At 74.0% G+C, this 17,253-nt stretch carries 16 protein-coding genes; 7 read left to right on the top strand and 9 right to left on the bottom strand.

The window, feature by feature from the left end; all coding sequences use genetic code 11:
* The first annotated feature begins 163 nt into the window (after positions 1-163).
* Complete coding sequence (locus ACFV04_RS22005; protein ID WP_380531358.1) at positions 164-454, top strand: muconolactone Delta-isomerase family protein; 291 nt, start codon at positions 164-166, stop codon at positions 452-454.
* 63 nt (positions 455-517) lie between these two features.
* On the opposite strand, the gene ACFV04_RS22010 is transcribed toward ACFV04_RS22005, so the two are convergent.
* The 4 genes from ACFV04_RS22010 to asnB form a co-directional block, all read right to left on the bottom strand.
* Positions 518-931, bottom strand: coding sequence for a hypothetical protein (locus ACFV04_RS22010; protein ID WP_380344069.1), 414 nt, complete (start codon positions 929-931; stop codon positions 518-520).
* A gap of 77 nt (positions 932-1,008) precedes the next feature.
* The gene (locus ACFV04_RS22015; protein WP_380531361.1) at positions 1,009-2,433 is read right to left on the bottom strand and encodes a pyridoxal phosphate-dependent decarboxylase family protein; all 1,425 of its coding nucleotides are present in this window, start codon (positions 2,431-2,433) and stop codon (positions 1,009-1,011) included.
* Between the two features lie 183 nt (positions 2,434-2,616).
* Positions 2,617-3,738, bottom strand: coding sequence for a hypothetical protein (locus ACFV04_RS22020; protein ID WP_360267794.1), 1,122 nt, complete (start codon positions 3,736-3,738; stop codon positions 2,617-2,619).
* Positions 3,739-3,984: 246 nt separating this feature from the next.
* The gene (gene asnB / locus ACFV04_RS22025; RefSeq protein WP_380531364.1) at positions 3,985-5,841 is read right to left on the bottom strand and encodes an asparagine synthase (glutamine-hydrolyzing); all 1,857 of its coding nucleotides are present in this window, start codon (positions 5,839-5,841) and stop codon (positions 3,985-3,987) included.
* Between the two features lie 215 nt (positions 5,842-6,056).
* Here asnB and ACFV04_RS22030 point away from each other — a divergent pair, with 215 nt between their 5' ends.
* Both ACFV04_RS22030 and glmS read left to right on the top strand, forming a co-directional pair.
* Positions 6,057-6,332 carry a hypothetical protein gene (locus ACFV04_RS22030; RefSeq protein ID WP_360267789.1) on the top strand — a complete coding sequence of 92 codons (276 nt, stop codon included), beginning with the start codon at positions 6,057-6,059 and terminating at the stop codon, positions 6,330-6,332.
* A 93-nt stretch (positions 6,333-6,425) separates the two neighbouring features.
* Entirely contained in the window at positions 6,426-8,252 is a 1,827-nt protein-coding gene (gene glmS, locus ACFV04_RS22035; protein WP_380344077.1) for a glutamine--fructose-6-phosphate transaminase (isomerizing), read from the top strand.
* A gap of 194 nt (positions 8,253-8,446) precedes the next feature.
* Here the strand turns inward: glmS and ACFV04_RS22040 are convergent, their stop codons facing one another.
* Positions 8,447-9,358, bottom strand: coding sequence for a glutaminase (locus ACFV04_RS22040; protein WP_380344254.1), 912 nt, complete (start codon positions 9,356-9,358; stop codon positions 8,447-8,449).
* A 208-nt stretch (positions 9,359-9,566) separates the two neighbouring features.
* Complete coding sequence (locus ACFV04_RS22045; RefSeq protein WP_380531368.1) at positions 9,567-10,286, bottom strand: DUF3152 domain-containing protein; 720 nt, start codon at positions 10,284-10,286, stop codon at positions 9,567-9,569.
* Positions 10,287-10,584: 298 nt separating this feature from the next.
* Here ACFV04_RS22045 and ACFV04_RS22050 point away from each other — a divergent pair, with 298 nt between their 5' ends.
* Entirely contained in the window at positions 10,585-10,848 is a 264-nt protein-coding gene (locus ACFV04_RS22050) for a heavy-metal-associated domain-containing protein (RefSeq protein ID WP_380531371.1), read from the top strand.
* A gap of 107 nt (positions 10,849-10,955) precedes the next feature.
* On the opposite strand, the gene ACFV04_RS22055 is transcribed toward ACFV04_RS22050, so the two are convergent.
* The gene (locus ACFV04_RS22055; protein WP_380344085.1) at positions 10,956-11,528 is read right to left on the bottom strand and encodes a DinB family protein; all 573 of its coding nucleotides are present in this window, start codon (positions 11,526-11,528) and stop codon (positions 10,956-10,958) included.
* Positions 11,529-11,628: 100 nt separating this feature from the next.
* On the opposite strand from ACFV04_RS22055, the gene ACFV04_RS22060 reads away from it, so the two are divergent.
* On the top strand, positions 11,629-12,615 hold the full coding sequence (locus ACFV04_RS22060; RefSeq protein WP_380531375.1) for a helix-turn-helix transcriptional regulator: 987 nt from the start codon (positions 11,629-11,631) through the stop codon (positions 12,613-12,615).
* A 459-nt stretch (positions 12,616-13,074) separates the two neighbouring features.
* Here ACFV04_RS22060 and ACFV04_RS22065 read toward each other — a convergent pair whose 3' ends face one another.
* The gene (locus ACFV04_RS22065; RefSeq protein ID WP_380531377.1) at positions 13,075-14,409 is read right to left on the bottom strand and encodes a PLP-dependent aminotransferase family protein; all 1,335 of its coding nucleotides are present in this window, start codon (positions 14,407-14,409) and stop codon (positions 13,075-13,077) included.
* Positions 14,410-14,580: 171 nt separating this feature from the next.
* On the opposite strand from ACFV04_RS22065, the gene ACFV04_RS22070 reads away from it, so the two are divergent.
* The gene (locus ACFV04_RS22070; protein ID WP_380531380.1) at positions 14,581-15,357 is read left to right on the top strand and encodes a crotonase/enoyl-CoA hydratase family protein; all 777 of its coding nucleotides are present in this window, start codon (positions 14,581-14,583) and stop codon (positions 15,355-15,357) included.
* A gap of 95 nt (positions 15,358-15,452) precedes the next feature.
* Here ACFV04_RS22070 and ACFV04_RS22075 read toward each other — a convergent pair whose 3' ends face one another.
* Entirely contained in the window at positions 15,453-16,031 is a 579-nt protein-coding gene (locus tag ACFV04_RS22075) for a TetR/AcrR family transcriptional regulator (RefSeq protein WP_380531382.1), read from the bottom strand.
* A 124-nt stretch (positions 16,032-16,155) separates the two neighbouring features.
* Between ACFV04_RS22075 and ACFV04_RS22080 the strand changes: the two genes are divergently transcribed.
* Positions 16,156-17,109 carry an NADP-dependent oxidoreductase gene (locus tag ACFV04_RS22080; protein WP_380531426.1) on the top strand — a complete coding sequence of 318 codons (954 nt, stop codon included), beginning with the start codon at positions 16,156-16,158 and terminating at the stop codon, positions 17,107-17,109.
* Positions 17,110-17,253 lie beyond the last annotated feature (144 nt).

The raw sequence follows: 17,253 nt of genomic DNA on the forward strand, positions 1-17,253 counted from the left end.
GATCCCGCCCGGGACGGGTGCTTCGCCCCCGGTCGGCGGGCGACCGCCGGAGGTCGGCCGCGGATTCGTCCGACCGGCCCACCGGGTGCCGGTCGGTCGTGGCGGCGGGCGAGGGCCGGGCCGACGATGGGGGCGGGGGCCGGGTCGAGAAGGGAGCGGGTCCGTGCACGAGTTCCTGGTGGAGATCACCACCGTCATTCCCGAGGGCACCGCCGAGGAGGAGGTCGACCGGCGGCGCGCCGCCGAGGCCGTCCGGGCCCGCGAGCTGGCCGCCACCGGCCACCTGGCGCGGCTGTGGCGCCCGGTCGGCGAACGGCGCAGCATCGGCGTCTGGCGGGCCGCCGACGAGGCCCGGCTGCGGGCGGAGGTGCTCGGCAGCCTTCCGCTGTGGCCGTGGATGACCGCCGTGGTGACCCCGCTCGAACCGCACCCCAACGACCCCGGGCCGGCCTGACGGGCGATGCCCGGACTGGGTCCGCCCGGACGGGTGTCCGCAGGCGGGTGTCCGCGGCCGGGTTCAGGCGATCCGGGTCGGCGGGGCCTCGACGGTGTGGCCGGTGGTGGTCAGCAGCGTCGTCAGGGCGGCCGGGGTCACCGAGTGTTCGGTGCGGAGGAAGAGCTCTTCGGGGTGGAGGGAGAGCAGGGTGATCCGGTGGTCGGCGAGGGCCGCGGGGGTGTGGGCGAGCGCCGTGGTGCGGACCCGCCACAGGGTCGTCGGCGGCGGGGCGTGCGGGGACCACCAGGTGTGGAGCAGTGCGGTGGCGAGCAGCGCGAGCGCGGAGGTGCCCAGGACGACCGGGCCGTCCGGGCCGTCGACGACGAGCTTGGCGACGAGGTCGGCGGCGGTGACGGAGAGGAAGACGGCGGCGAGCTCGACGGTGTCGCGGCGCCAGCGGTGGGCACGGCGGAGGGAAGGCTTCGAGTGCTCCATGACCTCCACCGTGCCGGACCGGTGTTTCCCGTCCGCGAACCGGCCGTGACCTGCGGGTTAAGGTCCGTCGGGGAGTGTTACGGCAGCAGCTCGGCGGCCGCGGCCCTGACCTCGGCGAGCAGCAGGTGCAGGTCGTCCTCCGTCGTCGTGGCGTTGAGGAGGCAGGCGCGGAGCATTTCCGCCCCGCCCAGCCGGGCACCGGTGACGAAGACCCGGCCGCGCTCCTGGACGGCGACGGGCAGCGCGCGGTTGAGGGCGTCGCGGGCGGCGGCGTCCCGGCCGGGGGCGCGGTGGCGGAACGCCACGATGGAGGTCTGGACCTCGGCGAGCAGCTCCAACTCGGTGTCGGCCTCGACGAGTTCACCGAGGCGTCGGGCCAGTGCGGTGCACCGGGCGATGTCCCGGGAGAGACCGCTGCGGCCCTTGTGGGCGATGGTCGCCCAGACCTTGAGGGCGCGGAACGGGCGGGTCTGCTCGGTGCCGTATTCGGAGAACCAGCCGAGCGCGCCGGCCGCTTCGTCGCGCAGGTAGGACGGGACGAGGCTGAAGGTGGCGCGCAGTCCCTCGGTGTCGCGGACCAGGGCGCAGCCGCAGTCGACCGGGACGCCGAGCCACTTGTGCGGGTCGAGGGCGAGCGAGTCGGCGCGCTCCAGGCCGGCGTAGCGGTGGGCGACGGCGGGGTCGAGCCGGCCGAATGCGCCGTACGCGCCGTCCACGTGCAGCCAGAGGCGCTGTTCCTCGCACAGGTCGGCGATCGGGTCGAACGCGTCGACCGCGCCGGTGCCGACGGTGCCGGCCGAGGCGACGACCAGGAAGGGCAGCAGCCCGGCCGCCCGGTCGCGCTCGACGGCCGCGCGCAGCTCGGCGGTGTCCAGGCGGCCGTCCGGGCCGGTGGCGACGGTGCGCAGGTGCTTGCTGCCGAGGCCGAGGAGTTCGGCGGCCTTGCGGACGCAGGAGTGGGTCTCGCCGGTGACGTAGCCGACCAGCGGGGGCAGGCCCGCCAGGCCGTCCTCCCGGACGTCCAGGCCGGCCCGTCGGGCGGCGCGGTCGCGGGCGGCGGCGAGGCAGACGATGGTCGCCATCGAGGTGCCGGAGGTGAGCAGCCCGCCGCCGGCCGGGTGCGGGAAGCCGACGAGCTCGGCGATCCAGCGGACGACGGCGCGCTCCAGGTGGACGTCGGCGTGGTCGCCGCCGGCCGAGCTGGGGTTCATCGCGGAGGCGGCGAGGGTGGCGAGCACCCCGGCGGGGGCGGGGGCGGAGTTCACCCAGCCGAAGAAGCGCGGGTTGCCGTTGCCCATGGGGTACGGCATCACCTCGCGCCCGATGGCGTCGACCAGCTCGGCGAGCGGGCGGCCCTCGGCGGGCAGCGGGGCGTCGAGCAGGGCGTCGCGGGCGGCCTCGGCCATGGGCTGCCAGACCGGGCGGTCGGGCAGCTCGGCGAGGTAGTCGGAGACCAGGTCGGCGGTGGCGCGGGCGGCGGCGCGGAAGTCGTCGGTGGCCATGCGGGACACTCCAGGGGGCCGGGGGAGGGCAGGCGCGGCGTCCTCGGCGCACCCTGATCAGGCGATGGTCGGGTGATCCTACGCAAAGGGCCCGCGCCGTGCGGCGCGGGCCCTCCTGCCGAAACCTGCCGAAACCTGCCGAGACCTGCCGATCCGGCCCCGGCGGTCCCGGGCCGGCCGGGGTCAGTCCAGCGAGGCCGACAGGCCGCTCGCCGAGCGGCAGTAGCCCTGCATCTCCTTGTTGGTGATCTTGGCGCAGAGCCGCCCGGCCGCACCGGCGTCGGTGTAGTTGACCGTGTAGTAGCTGACCAGGCCCTCGGCGCAGGCCTTGCGCTGCCAGCCGTCGGCGGCGGTCGCGCACTGCTGGGCGGCCCAGTCCTCGCGGTCCAGGTTGTACTTCATGGTCCGCGAGCCCACACCCCGGCTGCAGTCCACCGCGCCGCCACTGGCCTTGCCGTTGAGGCACCACTTGAGGGCGTCGGCGTAGACCTCGGGGTGGTTCGGGTAGTCGTGCGAGGAGAGGTAGAAGGTCGGCGCGTAGAAGTAGCAGGCCGACTGGAACAGGGACGGCTGGTCCTTGCAGGGGTACAGCGGGTCCTGGGCGAGCTTGTCGGCGGGCAGGTTGGCCTTGGCCTGCTCGTCCTCCTCGTCCGGGCCGAAGAGCTGCATGAACAGGCCCTCGGAGCAGCGGATCCGGTTCTGGTCGGTGGGGAACTTGTTGCACAGGTCGCGGGCCTTGGCGACGTCCTGCTTGGCGACGAACATCGTGCCGTGGCCGACGCCGTGGATGCAGGGGCCGCTGTTCTTGGGCTGGCAGAGCTTGAGCAGGTCCACCTCGGGCTGGGTGGAGGCGTTGAGCATCTCCTCGACCGCGCCGTGCAGGTAGCCGGCCGCGCAGGTCTCGTGCGGGAAGGAGATGACCTTCTGGAAGTCCGCGTTGAAGCGCTTGACCGCCGCGTGGCCGAGCTCGTGCGCGATCGGGTGGCAGAAGCGCACCGTGTACGGCTTCTCCTTGGTGATCTTGTCGAGGTCGGCGAGGGCGACGCCGGGGTCGGTGGCGTCCATCTCGGCCATCAGCTTGTTGCGCAGCGTCGAGCGGGTCCACACCGCCGGGTCGCCGGTCGGTGTGGCGCTCGGGGCGCCCGCCGCGGCCGGCCGGGCACCGGCGCCGGTCCCGTCGGCGGGGGTGCCGGGCGCCGCGGTCGAGGTGGCCGCCGCGGGCGACCAGTCGGTGACGGCCACCGACCCGAGGCCCAGGACGCCCAGGAGCAGGGCGGTGAGAATCGCGAAGACTCGCGGCTGCATGACGGGATCCCCCGGCGGATCGAGGTGAACGGGTTCGCTCCCATCCTGACGGCACGGGGGCGCGAATCCACGATTTCGCCCGCCATTCGGGAGGTGTCGGCGACGCTACCGCACCGTGCGACGCCCGGAGGCGGCGGGATGGTTCCCGGTGATCACCCCTACGGCGGAACGGCCCGCCCGGCCGGGCCGTTACGCCGTCCGGATGACGGATGACGGATGACGGATGACGGAGCGTCGGGCCGGCGGTCAGAGCTCCAGCGTCACCCGGTACTCCGTCAGCCAGGCGTCCAGGTCGAGCGCGAGGTCCACGCCGAGGCGGACGGAGCGCGGGTCGGTGTCCGGGGCGAGCGCGTCGGCCAGGCGCCGGCCGTCGAGCAGGTCGAGCGCCGGGGACGTCCGCGCGGCGGCGAGGCGGCCGAGTTCGGCGCGCAGCCGCGCCGAGTAGTGCGGGTCGGTGGTCACCGGGTACGGGCTCTTCGCCCGGTCGGCGACCGCCGCGGGCAGCACGTCCCGCACGGCGGCGCGCAGCAGGCTCTTCTCCCGTCCGTCGAAGCTCTTCATCGCCCACGGCGTGTTGAAGACGTACTGGACCAGCCGGTGGTCGCAGTACGGCACTCGGACCTCCAGGCCGGTGGCCATGCTCATCCGGTCCTTGCGGTCGAGCAGGATGCAGAGGAAGCGGGTCAGGTTGAGGTAGGAGATCTCGCGCATCCGGCGCTCCGTCGGGTCGGCCGCGTCCAGGTGCGGCACCTCGGCGATCGCCTCGCGGTAGCGGGCCCGGCGGTAGCCCTCCAGGTCGAGCTTGCGGAGCAGCTCGGCGTCGAGCAGCTGCTCGCGCGGGCCGGAGCCCGCGCCGGCGATGCGGGTGAGCCCGGCGGCCCAGGGGAAGTCCTCGGTGGCGACGGTCCGCGGGTCGTGGAACCAGCCGTAGCCGCCGAAGAGCTCGTCCGCGGACTCCCCGGACAGTGCGACCGTGGAGTGCCGGCGCACGCCGCGGAAGAGCAGCAGCAGCGAGACGTCCATGTCGCCGACGCCGCCCGGCAGGTCGCGGGCGCGCAGCGCGGCGGAGCGCCGGGCGGGGTCGGCGAGCTCGGCGGCGTCCAGTTCGATCACGCTGTGGTCGGTGCCGGCGTGCCGGGCGAGCAGCCGGGCGAACGGGCCGTCCGGAGTCTCCCGGACCTCGTTGCCGTGGAACTCGCCCTGGCCGGTGAAGTCGACGGAGAAGGAGCGAAGCGGCCCCGCCCCGGCGGCGCGCAGCGTGCGGGCGGCGAGGGCGGTGACGGCGCTGGAGTCCAGGCCGCCGGAGAGCAGGGAGCAGAGCGGGACGTCCGCGTCGAGCTGGCGGTGCACGATGTCGTCGAGCAGGGCCCGGACGGTGGCGACGGTGTTCGCCAGGCCGTCGCGGTGCTCGCGCGCCTCCAGCGCCCAGTAGCGGCGGACCGAGACCCCCTCGCGGCGCACCCGTACGACGTGCCCCGGCCGGACCTCGTGGATGCCCCGGTACGGCGTCAGGCCGGGGGTGCGGGTGTAGCCGAGCAGTTCGCGCAGTCCGTCCGGGTCGACGACCGGGCGGACGGCGGGGTGGGCGAAGAGGGCCTTCGGCTCGGAGCCGAAGACCACGCCGTCCGGGGTGCGGTGGTAGTGCAGTGGTTTGACGCCCATCCGGTCGCGGACCAGCAGTAGTTCCTCGCGCCGGGCGTCCCAGACGGCGAGGGCGAACATGCCGTTGAGCCGCTCGGCCAGGCCGTCGCCCCACTCCAGGTAGGCGTGCAGCACGACCTCGGTGTCGCTGCGGGTGCGGAAGCGGTGCCCGGCCGCCTCCAGTTCCGCGCGCAGCTCGCGGTGGTTGTAGACCTCGCCGCTGTAGGTGAGCGCGGCCAGCAGTCGGCCGTCCCGCTCCACCCTCATCGGCTGGGTGCCGCCCTCGACGTCGATCACCGCGAGGCGGCGGTGGCCGATCGCGGCGTGCGGTTCGAGGACGGCGCCGCCGGCGTCCGGGCCTCGGCAGAGCTGGGTGGCCGTCATCGCGTCGAGGACGGCCCGGTCCCCCGGTTCGGCGGTGAGGTCGCGGTCGAAGGCGACCCATCCGGTGATGCCGCACATCAGCAAGCCTCCGGTCTTCCGCTTCGTGTTCAGGGGATCACGCTACGTGTGGAGCCGGTGGCGGTTCAAGGGTTCGGCCGAAGGCGAACGAACGGTGGCCGGGGCGGCCGCCGGGAGTGGATGCGGGGCGGCCTTGGGCCAAAGGTCGTCATGTCTGCCCGATTTCGGGCAGGAATCTTGGCTTCGGCGGCCGGACCGGCCTAGGCTGCACACTCGTGCCGAGCTCACCCCACCCTCACGAAGACCTCCTCGCCCACCTGACCCGGACCAGCCCGCTCGGGCCCCGGGAGGCGGCGCAGGTCGTGGCGGAAGTGCTGGCGTACTTCTCCGAGAGCACCGAGGAGTACGTGCGCCGCCGCCACACCGAGCTGCAGGCACGCGGTCTGACCAACGAGCGGATCTTCGCCCGGCTCGCCGAGGAGCTCCCGCAGCGCCGGGTCTCGGCGCCGGAGCTCTCGGCCCGCCAGCTGCGGCGGATCGTCTACGGCTGAGCGCCGTCGCCCGTCCCGCCCGCTGTACGCGCCCCACCCGCTCGACCCGCCCGACCCGTCCCACCCACGCCACTACCAACGAGGAGTCCACGCATGTGCGGAATCGTGGCCTACATCGGCCCCAAGGACGCCACCCCCTTCCTGCTGGAGGGGCTGGCCCGGCTCGAGTACCGGGGCTACGACTCGGCGGGCGTCGCCGTCACCGGCCGCAGCGGCGGCATCAAGCTGCGCAAGGTGAAGGGCCGGGTCGCCGACCTCGCCGCCGACGTGCCGGCCCGCTTCAAGGGCACCACCGGCATCGGCCACACCCGCTGGGCCACCCACGGCGTTCCCAGCGACGCCAACGCCCACCCGCACCTGGACAACGCCGAGCGGGTCGCCGTCGTCCACAACGGCATCATCGAGAACGCCGACGAACTGCGCGCCAAGCTGACCGCCGACGGCGCCGTGTTCCGCTCCGAGACCGACACCGAGGTGCTCTCCCACCTGATCGCCGCGCACCTCACCGAGGGCGTCGAGCTGGAGGACGCGGTCCGTGCCGCGCTCGGCCGGGTGGTCGGCACCTACGGCATCGCCGTGCTCGACGCCGAGCAGCCCGACCGCATCGTGGTCGCCCGCAACGGCAGCCCGATCGTGCTCGGCATCGGCGAGAAGGAGATGTTCGCCGCCTCCGACGTCTCCGCGCTGGTCCGCTACACCCGCCAGGTCGTCCACCTGGAGGACGGCGAGCTGGCCACCGTCCGGGCCGACGGCTTCCGCACCTTCACCGCCGACGCCCGCACCACCCACCGTCAGCCGTCCACCGTGGACTGGGAGATCGACTCCTTCGACACCGCCGGCTACGAGCACTACCTGCTCAAGGAGATCCACGAGCAGCCCGGCTCGGTCGAGCGCACGCTCAGCGGCCGGCTCGACGAGCGCTTCGCCACCGCGCACCTCGGCGGCCTCAACCTGGACGCCCGGGAGCTGCGCGAGATCCGCCGCGTCAAGATCCTCGGCTGCGGATCCGCCTACTACGCGGGCGAGATGGGCGCGCAGCTGATCGAGGAGCTGTCCCGGATCCCCGCGCACAGCGAACCGGCCTCGGAGTTCCGCTACCGCAACCCGGTGATCGAGGCGGACACCCTGTACGTCGCGGTCAGCCAGTCCGGCGAGACCTACGACACGCTGGCCGCCGTCCAGGAGATCAAGCGCAAGGGCGGCCGGGTGCTCGGCGTCGTCAACACCGTGGGCAGCGCCATCGCCCGCGAGTGCGACGGCGGCATCTACCTGCACGCCGGCCCGGAGGTCTCGGTCGCCTCCACCAAGGCGTTCACCTCCACCGTCGTCGCCTTCGCGCTGCTCGCCCTGCACTTCGGCCGCATCCACGACCTCTCGCCCGCCGACGGGCGCCGGATCGTCTCGGCCCTGCAGGCACTGCCCGACCAGATCCGCGAGGTGCTGGACCAGAGCGAGTCCATCGCCGAACTCGCCGCCGAGTACGCCGAGTCGGCGGGCATGATGTTCATCGGGCGGGTGCGCGGCTACCCGGTGGCCCGGGAGGGCGCGCAGAAGCTCAAGGAGATCTCCTACGTGCACGCCGAGGCCTACCCGGCGAGCGAGCTCAAGCACGGCCCGCTGGCGCTGATCAGCCCCGAACTGCCCACCGTGGCCCTCGTCCCGGACGACGAGCTGCTGGACAAGAACCTGACCACGCTGGGCGAGATCAAGGCCCGGTCGGGGCGCGTCATCGCCGTCGCGCACCGCCGCCCGGAGGAGAAGCTCGCGGACCACTGCATCGTGGTCCCCAAGAGCGAGCCCGAGCTGGACCCGCTGCTGCTCAACATCCCGCTGCAGCTGCTCGCCTACCACGCCGCCGTCGCCCTCGGCCGCGACGTGGACAAGCCGCGCAACCTGGCGAAGAGCGTGACGGTGGAGTAGCCGTCACTGCCCCCGTCACCCCGGGCCCCGGTCGTCGTGCGGACGACCGGGGCCCGGCGCGGCTCCGGACCGACGGATGCCCGGGGCCGACGGGTGCCGGGGGTCGACGGGTTCCGGGGCTCGGGGCCCGGGCGTCGGGCGGCCGGCTCCGGGCGTGCCGGGGAGGGCTCCCGGAAGCGTGCCGGGGAGGGCGCCTAGAAGACCGAACAGCCGGACAGGGTGGTCAGGGTGTCCAGGGCGGTGACCGCGGCGACGGAGTTGCCGGCCTGGTCCAGGCGCGGCCCCCAGGCGCAGACGGCCGCGCGGCCCGGGAGTATGGCGAGGATGCCGCCGCCGACGCCGCTCTTGCCCGGGAGGCCGACGCGGAAGGCGAACTCGCCCGCGGCGTCGTAGGTGCCGCAGGTGAGCAGGACGGCGTTGATGCGCTTGGCCTCGCTGCGGGACATCAGGTGGGTGCCGTCGGCGCGCACGCCGTACCGGGCGAGGAATGAACCGGCCAGGACCAGGTCGCGGCAGCTCGTGGTGAGCGCGCAGTGGGCGTAGTAGTGCTCCAGGACGGTCTCGACCGGGTTCTCCAGGTTCCCGTGGCTGGCGATGAAGTGGGCCAGCGCCGCGTTGCGGTGCCCGTGCTCGGCCTCGGAGGCGGCGACCGCCGGATCGGTGTCCAGCCCGGGGTTGCCGGACTCGCGGCGCAGGAACTCCCGGACCGCGCCGGAGGCGTCGCCGGTCATGGTCTGCAGACGGTCGGTCACCACCAGGGCGCCCGCGTTGATGAACGGGTTGCGCGGGATGCCGTGCTCGGTCTCCAGCTGCACCAGGGAGTTGAAGGGATTCCCGGACGGTTCGCGGCCGACGCCCCGCCAGAGCGTGTCACCGCCGTAGGCGACCGCGAGCGCCAGCGAGAACAGCTTGGACACGCTCTGGACGGAGAACGGCTGCTCCCAGTCCCCGACGCCGTGCAGCTCCCCGTCGACGGTGGCGACGGCCATGCCGAAGGACTCCGGGTCGGCGGTGGCGAGGGCCGGGATGTAGTCGGCGACCTTGCCCCGGCCCGTGGTCGCCCGGGCGGCCGTCTCCGCGGCGGCCAGCAGCACCGGCCAGTCCAGGTTCTCCCCGCCGGGCACACCGTTCACCGTTCGTCCTCCACGTTGTCCACCACGCTCGACCGCGACGGTCCTCCGCCGCGCTCCTCCACCACCTGCGCCGCGCACGCACACGGCGGGGACCGGGCGCGCGGTGCGGGCGGCGTCCGGTCCGACCAGGATTATCCGTGTTTCGGGAGGCGGGTCCGGTACGGGGGTGGGCGCCGTCGTGTCAGGGGGCGCTGCTGGGGGCCACGACGGACGGACCGGTGAGCAGGGCGCCGGCGTCGGAGTAGGGCCAGCCGTTGGGCACGCAGCCGTGCAGCCCCTTGATCTGCTGCATCATCACCGGCGCCGGGGCGCCCGGCTCCGGGCAGTCGACGTGGCCGTTGCCGAGGATGTGGCCGACCTCGTGGTTGACCGCCAGCGCGTGGTAGAGCTCGGGCTTGCCCTGGTAGAACTCGGACAGCTCGGTCCAGCGCTTGAGGTTGATCACCACCTGGTGGGTGACGCCGCAGTTCACCCAGCCGCCGGTGTCCAGCCCGTACTGCCCGCAGATCCGGTCGGTGGACTTCGGGGTGGCCAGGTACACGGTGAAGTCCACCGGGTCGGCGGCCACCCGCTGGAAGGAGGCCGTGCCGCCGGCGGCCCAGCCGTGCCGGACGTCGCCGAGGACCGCGTCCACCTCGGCGGCGAACTGCGCCGGACTCTCCGCGATCCCGTTCTCCACCCGCACCTTGTAGCGGTACAGGTGCTCGCCGGTGCCGAACCGGGCCGAGCCGCCGGGGGCGGTGGTGAACGCGAGCGGGGCCGGGCCGTGCTTGCGGTCGCTCCACGGCTGCCACCACAGCAGGCCCGCCGCCAGGGCGGCGGCCAGCGCGAACGCGAGCACGCCCTGCCAGGGCTTGCGGGGGAGGAGCCGGCGGGCGGGTATCCGGGCGGGCGTGGACATGGTGGTGCGGCTCCAGGCGGAGAATCGGCGACCGGAGACCAGCGGGGCCCGGTCGGGCGACGGGTGCTACCAAGGGGAACGGCCCCGCGCGCGGCGGGGGTTCAGCGGGCGCCCGCCGGGCGGGTCCGGGCCCCTGTCGGACGCGCGGCCCGGCCGGTTCCCGGAACCGCTCGATGGTGTCACCCGTGCGGCGTGTCCCTGGGACCGGGGTACCGGAATCGGGTGTGGTGGTGCCGGTCGACCCGTGGAGCGAACCCGGGTCGGTCCGTCCCACCGGAATGCCACGGGAGGCACCGCCATGTCCACCACCACCACCGTCACGCCCGCCACCACCGCCACCACCGTCACGCCCGCCACCACCGTCTTCGCCGTCGACGGGATGAGTTGCGGCCACTGCGAGCGGACGGTCAGTGCCGGGCTCTCCGCGCTGCCGGGCGTCACCGACGTCGTCGCCGACGCGGCGGGCGGGCGGGTCACCGTCGCCTCCGCGCAGCCGCTGGACGAGGCGGCGGTGCGCGGTGCGGTCGAAGGGGCCGGCTTCACGCTGGTCGGGCCGGCCTGACGACGGCTCGGCGGCCTGACGACGGGTCGGCGGCCGGGCTTGCGGGTGCGCCGGTCCGGCTTCCGGGTCTCGGCGTCCGGCTTCGTGACCCCGTCCCGCCGTCCGGCTCAGCCCATCGTCTTCGCCCCGTCCAGGGCCTCGCGGATGATGTCGGCGTGACCCGCGTGCTGGGAGGTCTCGGCAACGACGTGCAGCAGCACCCGGCGGGCCGACCACGAGGCGTCGGCCTGGAACCAGGGAGCCTTCGGCAGCGGGTGGGCGGCGTCGAGGTCGGGGAGCGCCGCCACCACCTCGTCCGTCCGGCGCGCCACCTCCTCGTACGCGGCCAGGACACCGGCCAGCGTCTCCCCGGGCAGCATGCGGTACTCGTCGGCCCGGCGGGCGAGGTCCGCCTCGGTCCAGGTGGTGAAGTCGGGCATCACGGACGGGCCCTCCAGGATGAAGTCCACCCAGAGCCGTTCCATCGAGGTGACGTGCTTGATCAGGCCGCCCACGCACAGCGCGCTCGCCGTGGTCCGCAGGCCGGCCTGCTCGTCGGTGAGGTCGCGGGTGGTGAAGCGCAGGAAGTAGCGGTGCTTCGCCAGGGCCTCCAGGAAGTCCGCGCGCTCGCCGGTGACGGAGGCCGGCACGGCGTCGGCGGTCGCGGAGGTGACGCTGCTCGCGGCGTTGGTGGTGGTCATGGTCCTGGCCTTCCGTTCGGTTCCTGCTCTCTCGGACAAGAACAACGTTACGGACCATTGCGGCCACTTCCTGTCCTGAATCCCGGGGAGAATCGGAGGCATGGCGAACACCAGCACCCGGACGCTGCGACTGCTCTCCCTCCTCCAGACCCACCGGTACTGGCCCGGCGACGAACTGGCCGACCGGCTCGGCGTCTCCGTGCGCACCCTGCGCCGCGACATCGACCGGCTGCGCGAACTCGGCTATCCCGTCGAGGCGCAGCGCGGCGTCGACGGCGGCTACCAGCTGGCGGCGGGCGCGGCACTGCCGCCGCTGGTCATCGACGACGAGGAGGCGGTGGCCCTCGCGGTGGGCCTGCAGGCGGCGGCCGAGAGCCCGGTCGAGGGCGTCGCCGAGGCCTCGGTGCGGGTGCTGGCCAAGGTCGCCCAGGTGATGCCGGCGCGGCTGCGCCGCCGGGTGGAGGCGCTGCGCGCGGTGACCGTCCCGGTCGACTGGGGCAGCAGGGCCGCCGCCGGGGTCGACCCGGACGTCCTCACCGTGGTGGCGCTCTCCTGCCGCGACGGCGAACGGGTGCGGTTCGCCTACACGGCCGCCGACGGCCGCGGAACGGAACGGCACGTCGAACCGCACCGGCTGGTCTGCCTCGACCGCCGCTGGTACCTCGTCGCGTACGACCTCGACCGCGCCGACTGGCGCACTTTCCGCCTCGACCGGCTGACCGCCCCCCAGGGCAGCGGCGCCCGCTTCGCCCCGCGCACCCTCCCGGCCGCCGACGCCGCGGAGTTCGTCCGCGCCGGCCTCAACGGCGTGCCCCGCCCGCACCGGGTCGAGGTGCTGGTCGACGCGCCCGCCGACCGCGTCCGGGACCGGGTCGGCCGCTGGGGCACGGTCGAGCCCGTCACGCCCGGCCGCTGCCGGCTCCTGATGACCGCCGACTCCCTCGACTGGCCCGCCATGGCGCTGGGGTCGCTGGGCGCCGACTTCGAGGTGGTCAGCCCTCCCGGGCTGCGGACGCTGCTGGCGGACTGGAGCACCCGCTTCGGACGGGCGGCGGCCGGGGAGGCGGCGGCGGAGCGGGAGGAGTAGGAAGTCGGGCCGGCCGACTTCTGGCGCGGGCGCGGGCGCGGGCGCGGGCGCGGGCGCGGACTCGTGCGCTGCCTTGGGGTAAATATGCCGACCGGTCTACTGGTTCGGCGGAGGTGGGGCGGAGGTGGGGTGCGGGTGGGGGTCTGTGCGTGGGAAGTCGGGTGGGTCGACTTCTGGTGTCGGGTGGTGTGTGGCGGGGTGGAATATGTCGGTTGGTCTACTGATTCGGTGGGGGTGGGTGCGGGTGGGGGGCTGTGCGTGGGAAGTCGGGTGGGTCGACTTCTGGTGTCGGGCGGTGTGTGACGGGGGTGGAATATGCCGACCGGTCTACTGATTTGCTGAGGGTAGGGGCGGGGCTGCGCGCAGGAAGTCGGACGGTGGGCGATCGAGCAGAATATGTCGGTCGGTCTACCGATGTTCGGGGCCGGGTTGCGTGGGCGAGGGCGGGTGCTCATGGCGCTACGGCGCGATGGCGTCAAGGGTGGCGCGCAGTCGGCCGAGTGCGGCGGGGAGGTCGGCGAGCGGGGGCGTGGCGAGCGCGAGCCGGAGGGCGCCGGGGTGGTGGGGTGTGGTCGCGAAGGCGTCGGCGGTGGAGACCAGGATGCCCTCGGCCGCGAGCGCGGCCGCCACCCGGTCGGGCCGCTGGTGGGGTTCGAGGGTGAGCCAGACGACGTACGAGCCGGGGTGGGCGGTGGTGGTCAGCCCGGCGAGGGCCGTACGGGCGACGGCCTGACGGGCGGCGGCGTCCGTGCGCCGCTCCCGCTCCAGGCGGGCCACCGTGCCGTCCGCGAGCCAGCCGCTGGCGAGGGCGGTGATCAGGCCGGGCGTGCCCCAGGCCGCCGTGCGCAGCTGCGTCGTCGCGGCCCGCACCAGGCGGTCGGGCAGGACGGCGAAGCCGAACCGCAGTCCCGGCGCCACGTTCTTGGACAGCCCGGCGACGTAACAGGTGCGTTCGGGCGCGAGGGCGTGCAGCGGCGGGGGCGGCGCGGCCTCCAGGAAGGCGTACGTCCCGTCCTCGATCAGCGTGCAGCCGTACCGGGCGGCCACCCCGACCAGGCGTTCGCGCTGCGCTCGGTCGAGGACCCAGCCGAGCGGGTTGTGGACGGTCGGCATGGTGTACACCGCGCGCACCGGGCGGGCGCGGCAGAGCCGGTCCAGCGCGTCGAGGTCCGGGCCTGCGGGGGTGACCGCGACGGGCGCCAGGTCGAGCCCGTGCGCGGCGGCGAGCAGCTTGATGCCGGGGTAGCCGAGGGCGTCCACCGCCAGGACGTCCCCGGGGCGGGTCAGGGTGCGCAGCACGCAGTCCAGCGCCTGCTGCGCCCCGTTGGTGAGCAGCACGTTCTCCGGGGCCGTGTCGACCCCGCGGTCCAGGAGGTACGTGGCGACGGCCGCCCGGTCGTGCCGGTGGCCGCCCGGCGGGTGCTGGCGCAGCAGGGCCTCGGCGTCGCCGGAGGAGGCCAGGGCGCGCAGGGCCTGCCGCAGCAGGTCGCCCTGGTCGGGGGCGAGCGGCTGGTTGAAGGAGAGGTCCGCCACCCGGGGCACCGGGAGCGCGCGGGAGGGCTCGATGCCGTCGTAGCCGGAGCGGACCCGGACGAAGGTACCCCGGCCCTGCTCGCCCACCACCAGTCCGGCGGCGGCCAGTTCGGCGTAGGCCCGGGTGGCGGTGGCGAGGGCGACACGCCGTTCGCGGGCGAGGGTGCGGTGGGTCGGCAGCCGGGTGCCCGCCGGGAGCGCGCCGGAGCGGATCGCCGTCGCGTACTCGTCGACGATGGCCTTGTAGGAGGGCGGTCGCACCGGTCACCTGCCGTTCCGGGGGCACGCGGATGGGGATGTATCCAGGACAATAACTGGATTGTCATGGGCGGGTGTTCCTAATCTCGACACGTCCGGCGGGGACGCCGGGACCGAGGCCCGGAACGAGGCCGGAAGCGCGGCCTGGAACGAGGCCGGGAACGGAGCGCGCCCATGACCATCCGCAGCGAGCGGGACCAGCACGTCGTCACCCTCACCATCGACCGCGAGGAGAAGCTCAACGCCCTCGACTACCCGACGATCGACGCGCTGCTCGCCGAGCTCGACCGCATCGACGCCGACGACACCGTCCGCGCCGTGATCCTCACCGGCGCCGGACAGCGGGCGTTCAGCGCGGGCGCCGACATCCCGTCCCTGGCCGCCAGCATCGCCGGCGGGCCCGAGCGGGCGCTGCGCGAGTTCGTCCGGCGCGGCCACGCCCTCACCCGGCGGATCGAGGAGTTCCCCAAGCCGGTCATCGCGGCCGTCAACGGCCTGGCGTACGGCGGTGGTTGCGAGATCACCGAGGCCGCACCACTGGCCGTCGCCGCCGAGCACGCGACCTTCGCCAAGCCCGAGATCTCGCTCGGCTTCCCGCCGCCCTTCGGAGGCTCGCAGCGGCTGCCCCGGCACGTCGGCCGTAAGCGCGGCCTGGAGATGATCCTCACCGGCGACCCGGTCCCGGCCGCGCGCGCCGCCGAACTCGGCCTGGTCAACTCGGCCGTCCCGGCAGGTGAACTGCTGGACACCGCACGGGATATGGCCGAACGGATCATCCGGCACGCCCCCACCGCCGTGGCCGCCTGCCTGCGGGCGGTGACCCGGGGCGTCAACCTGCCAATCGACGAGGGGCTCGCGGTGGAGGCGGCCGCCTTCGCGGCGACCGTACCGACCGAGGGCGTACGGGACGGGGTGCGGCGCTTCCTGGACCGCGCGTCCGCCTCGCGCTGACCGCCCCCGGATCGCCGTCTTGCGGACCGCCGCCCTTAGACCGACCGGCAAATGGATCGCTTGAGGCGGTGGGCGGTGGGGCGCCTGGCGCCACCTCAGCGCGGTCTGAGGCCGTCCATGAGCAGGTCGAGCAGGCGTCGGGCCTGAGCGGGTTCTCCGGACTTGGCGGCGACGGCGAGCATACCGAGGATGCCGGCGGAGACGTCGTCGGCGCGAGCATCGGCGCGGATGTCCCCAGCGGTGGCGCCGGCGTCGAGGATCGTGGCGATGGCCGACAGGAGCTCCTGTCGAGTGTGAGCGAGGGAGATTTCGCCGGAATCGATCATGGCGAGCAGGGTGTCGGTCATGCCGTGCTTGGTGGCCTGCCATTCCGCGAACAGGTCCATCCACAGGCGCAGCGCCTGCGCGGGCGCGTGGCCGGCGAGCAACTCGCGTGCCCCGGCCGTCAGTCGGACGACCTGGTCCTGATAGACGGCGTCGACGAGCGCCTCCCGGGTCGGGAAGTGGCGGAAGAGGGTGGCGACGCCGACGCCCGCCTGTCGAGCGATGGCGCGCATCGATGGCTCGGTGTCGGAGGTGGCGAAGGCGTGGGTGGCCGCCGCGAGCACAGTCTCGCGGTTGCGCGCGGCATCGGCGCGCGGCTGGTGGGCTGCCGGGGACGGTTCGGTGGCCATGTCTAAGCGGATCACGTTCCATTTGAGTCGGTCCTGGCGGTAGTCTATGTCGGAGGCAAACGGAACACGTTCCGATTAATCCTGGAGGAGACTCATGACCGAACCCGCTTCCGCGCCGGGCATCATGCGCACGGTGCGCTTCCACGAGAACGGCGAGCCCGTCGACGTCCTGCGCCTGGAGACCGTCCCCGTGCCCGAACCGGGGCCCGGCCGCATCCGCGTCGCCGTGCACGCGTGCGGACTGGCCCCGGCCGACTGGGCGCTGTGCCGCGGGCTCTTCCCCGGGAGCCTGCCGCGCGGCATCGGCTGCGACGTCTCGGGCACCGTCGAGGCCGTCGGCGCGGGCGTCACGGACGTGGCCGTCGGCGACCGCGTGTTCGGCACCGCCGACTTCGCCGGCCAGCCGAGCGCCGGCGCGGCGGACCGCGCCGTGCTGGACCATTGGTTCGCCGTGCCCGAGGGCCTGGACCTCACCCGGGCCGCCGCGCTCCCGATGGCGCTGAGTACCGCGTCCTGGCACCTCGCGCGACTCGGCTTGGCCGCGGACCGCACGATCCTGGTCAACGGTGCCGGAACCACCATCGGCTACGCGGCCGTGCAGATCGCCCTCGTCCGCGGGGCGCGGGTGATCGCGACCGCCGGGGAGACCTACGCCGAGCAGTTGCGCGACCTCGGAGCCACGGTGGTCGGCTACGGCGAAGGCCTGGCCGAGCGGGTCAAGGCCCTCGGCGTCGGCCAGGTCGACCTCGTCTTCGACACCGCGCCGCCGGGCGGCGCCCTGCCCGAACTCGTCGAGATCGTCGGCGGTGATCCCAAGCGTGTGCTGACCTGCTCCGACGTGGCCGCAGCGCCGGAGATCGGGGTGCGCGACACCTTTCACGAAGACCCCGCGAAGCGGACCGATGACGAACTCTTCGGCGTCTTCCCCGAGTTCGCCCAGCTGGCCGCCGAAGGCAGGTTCACCGTGCCGATCGCCGCAACCTTCCCCCTCGCGGACTGGCGCAAGGCCCTTGAGATCAGCCTGACCGGGCACGCCCGCGGGAAGCTCCTGCTCCTGCCCGCCGTCGACGCCGACTAACCGGAGAGACCACCCGGGCTCGAGACATTCACCGAACTCAGAGCAAGCCCGACCGCAGGCCGACCCAATGGGCGGGGCGCCACCCGAGAATACGACGCCCCCGGAATAAGACCGACCGGCGATGGGCACTGAAGGGCTGGGGCG

The organism is Kitasatospora sp. NPDC059599 (assembly GCF_042735125.1).
Lineage (GTDB): Bacteria > Actinomycetota > Actinomycetes > Streptomycetales > Streptomycetaceae > Kitasatospora.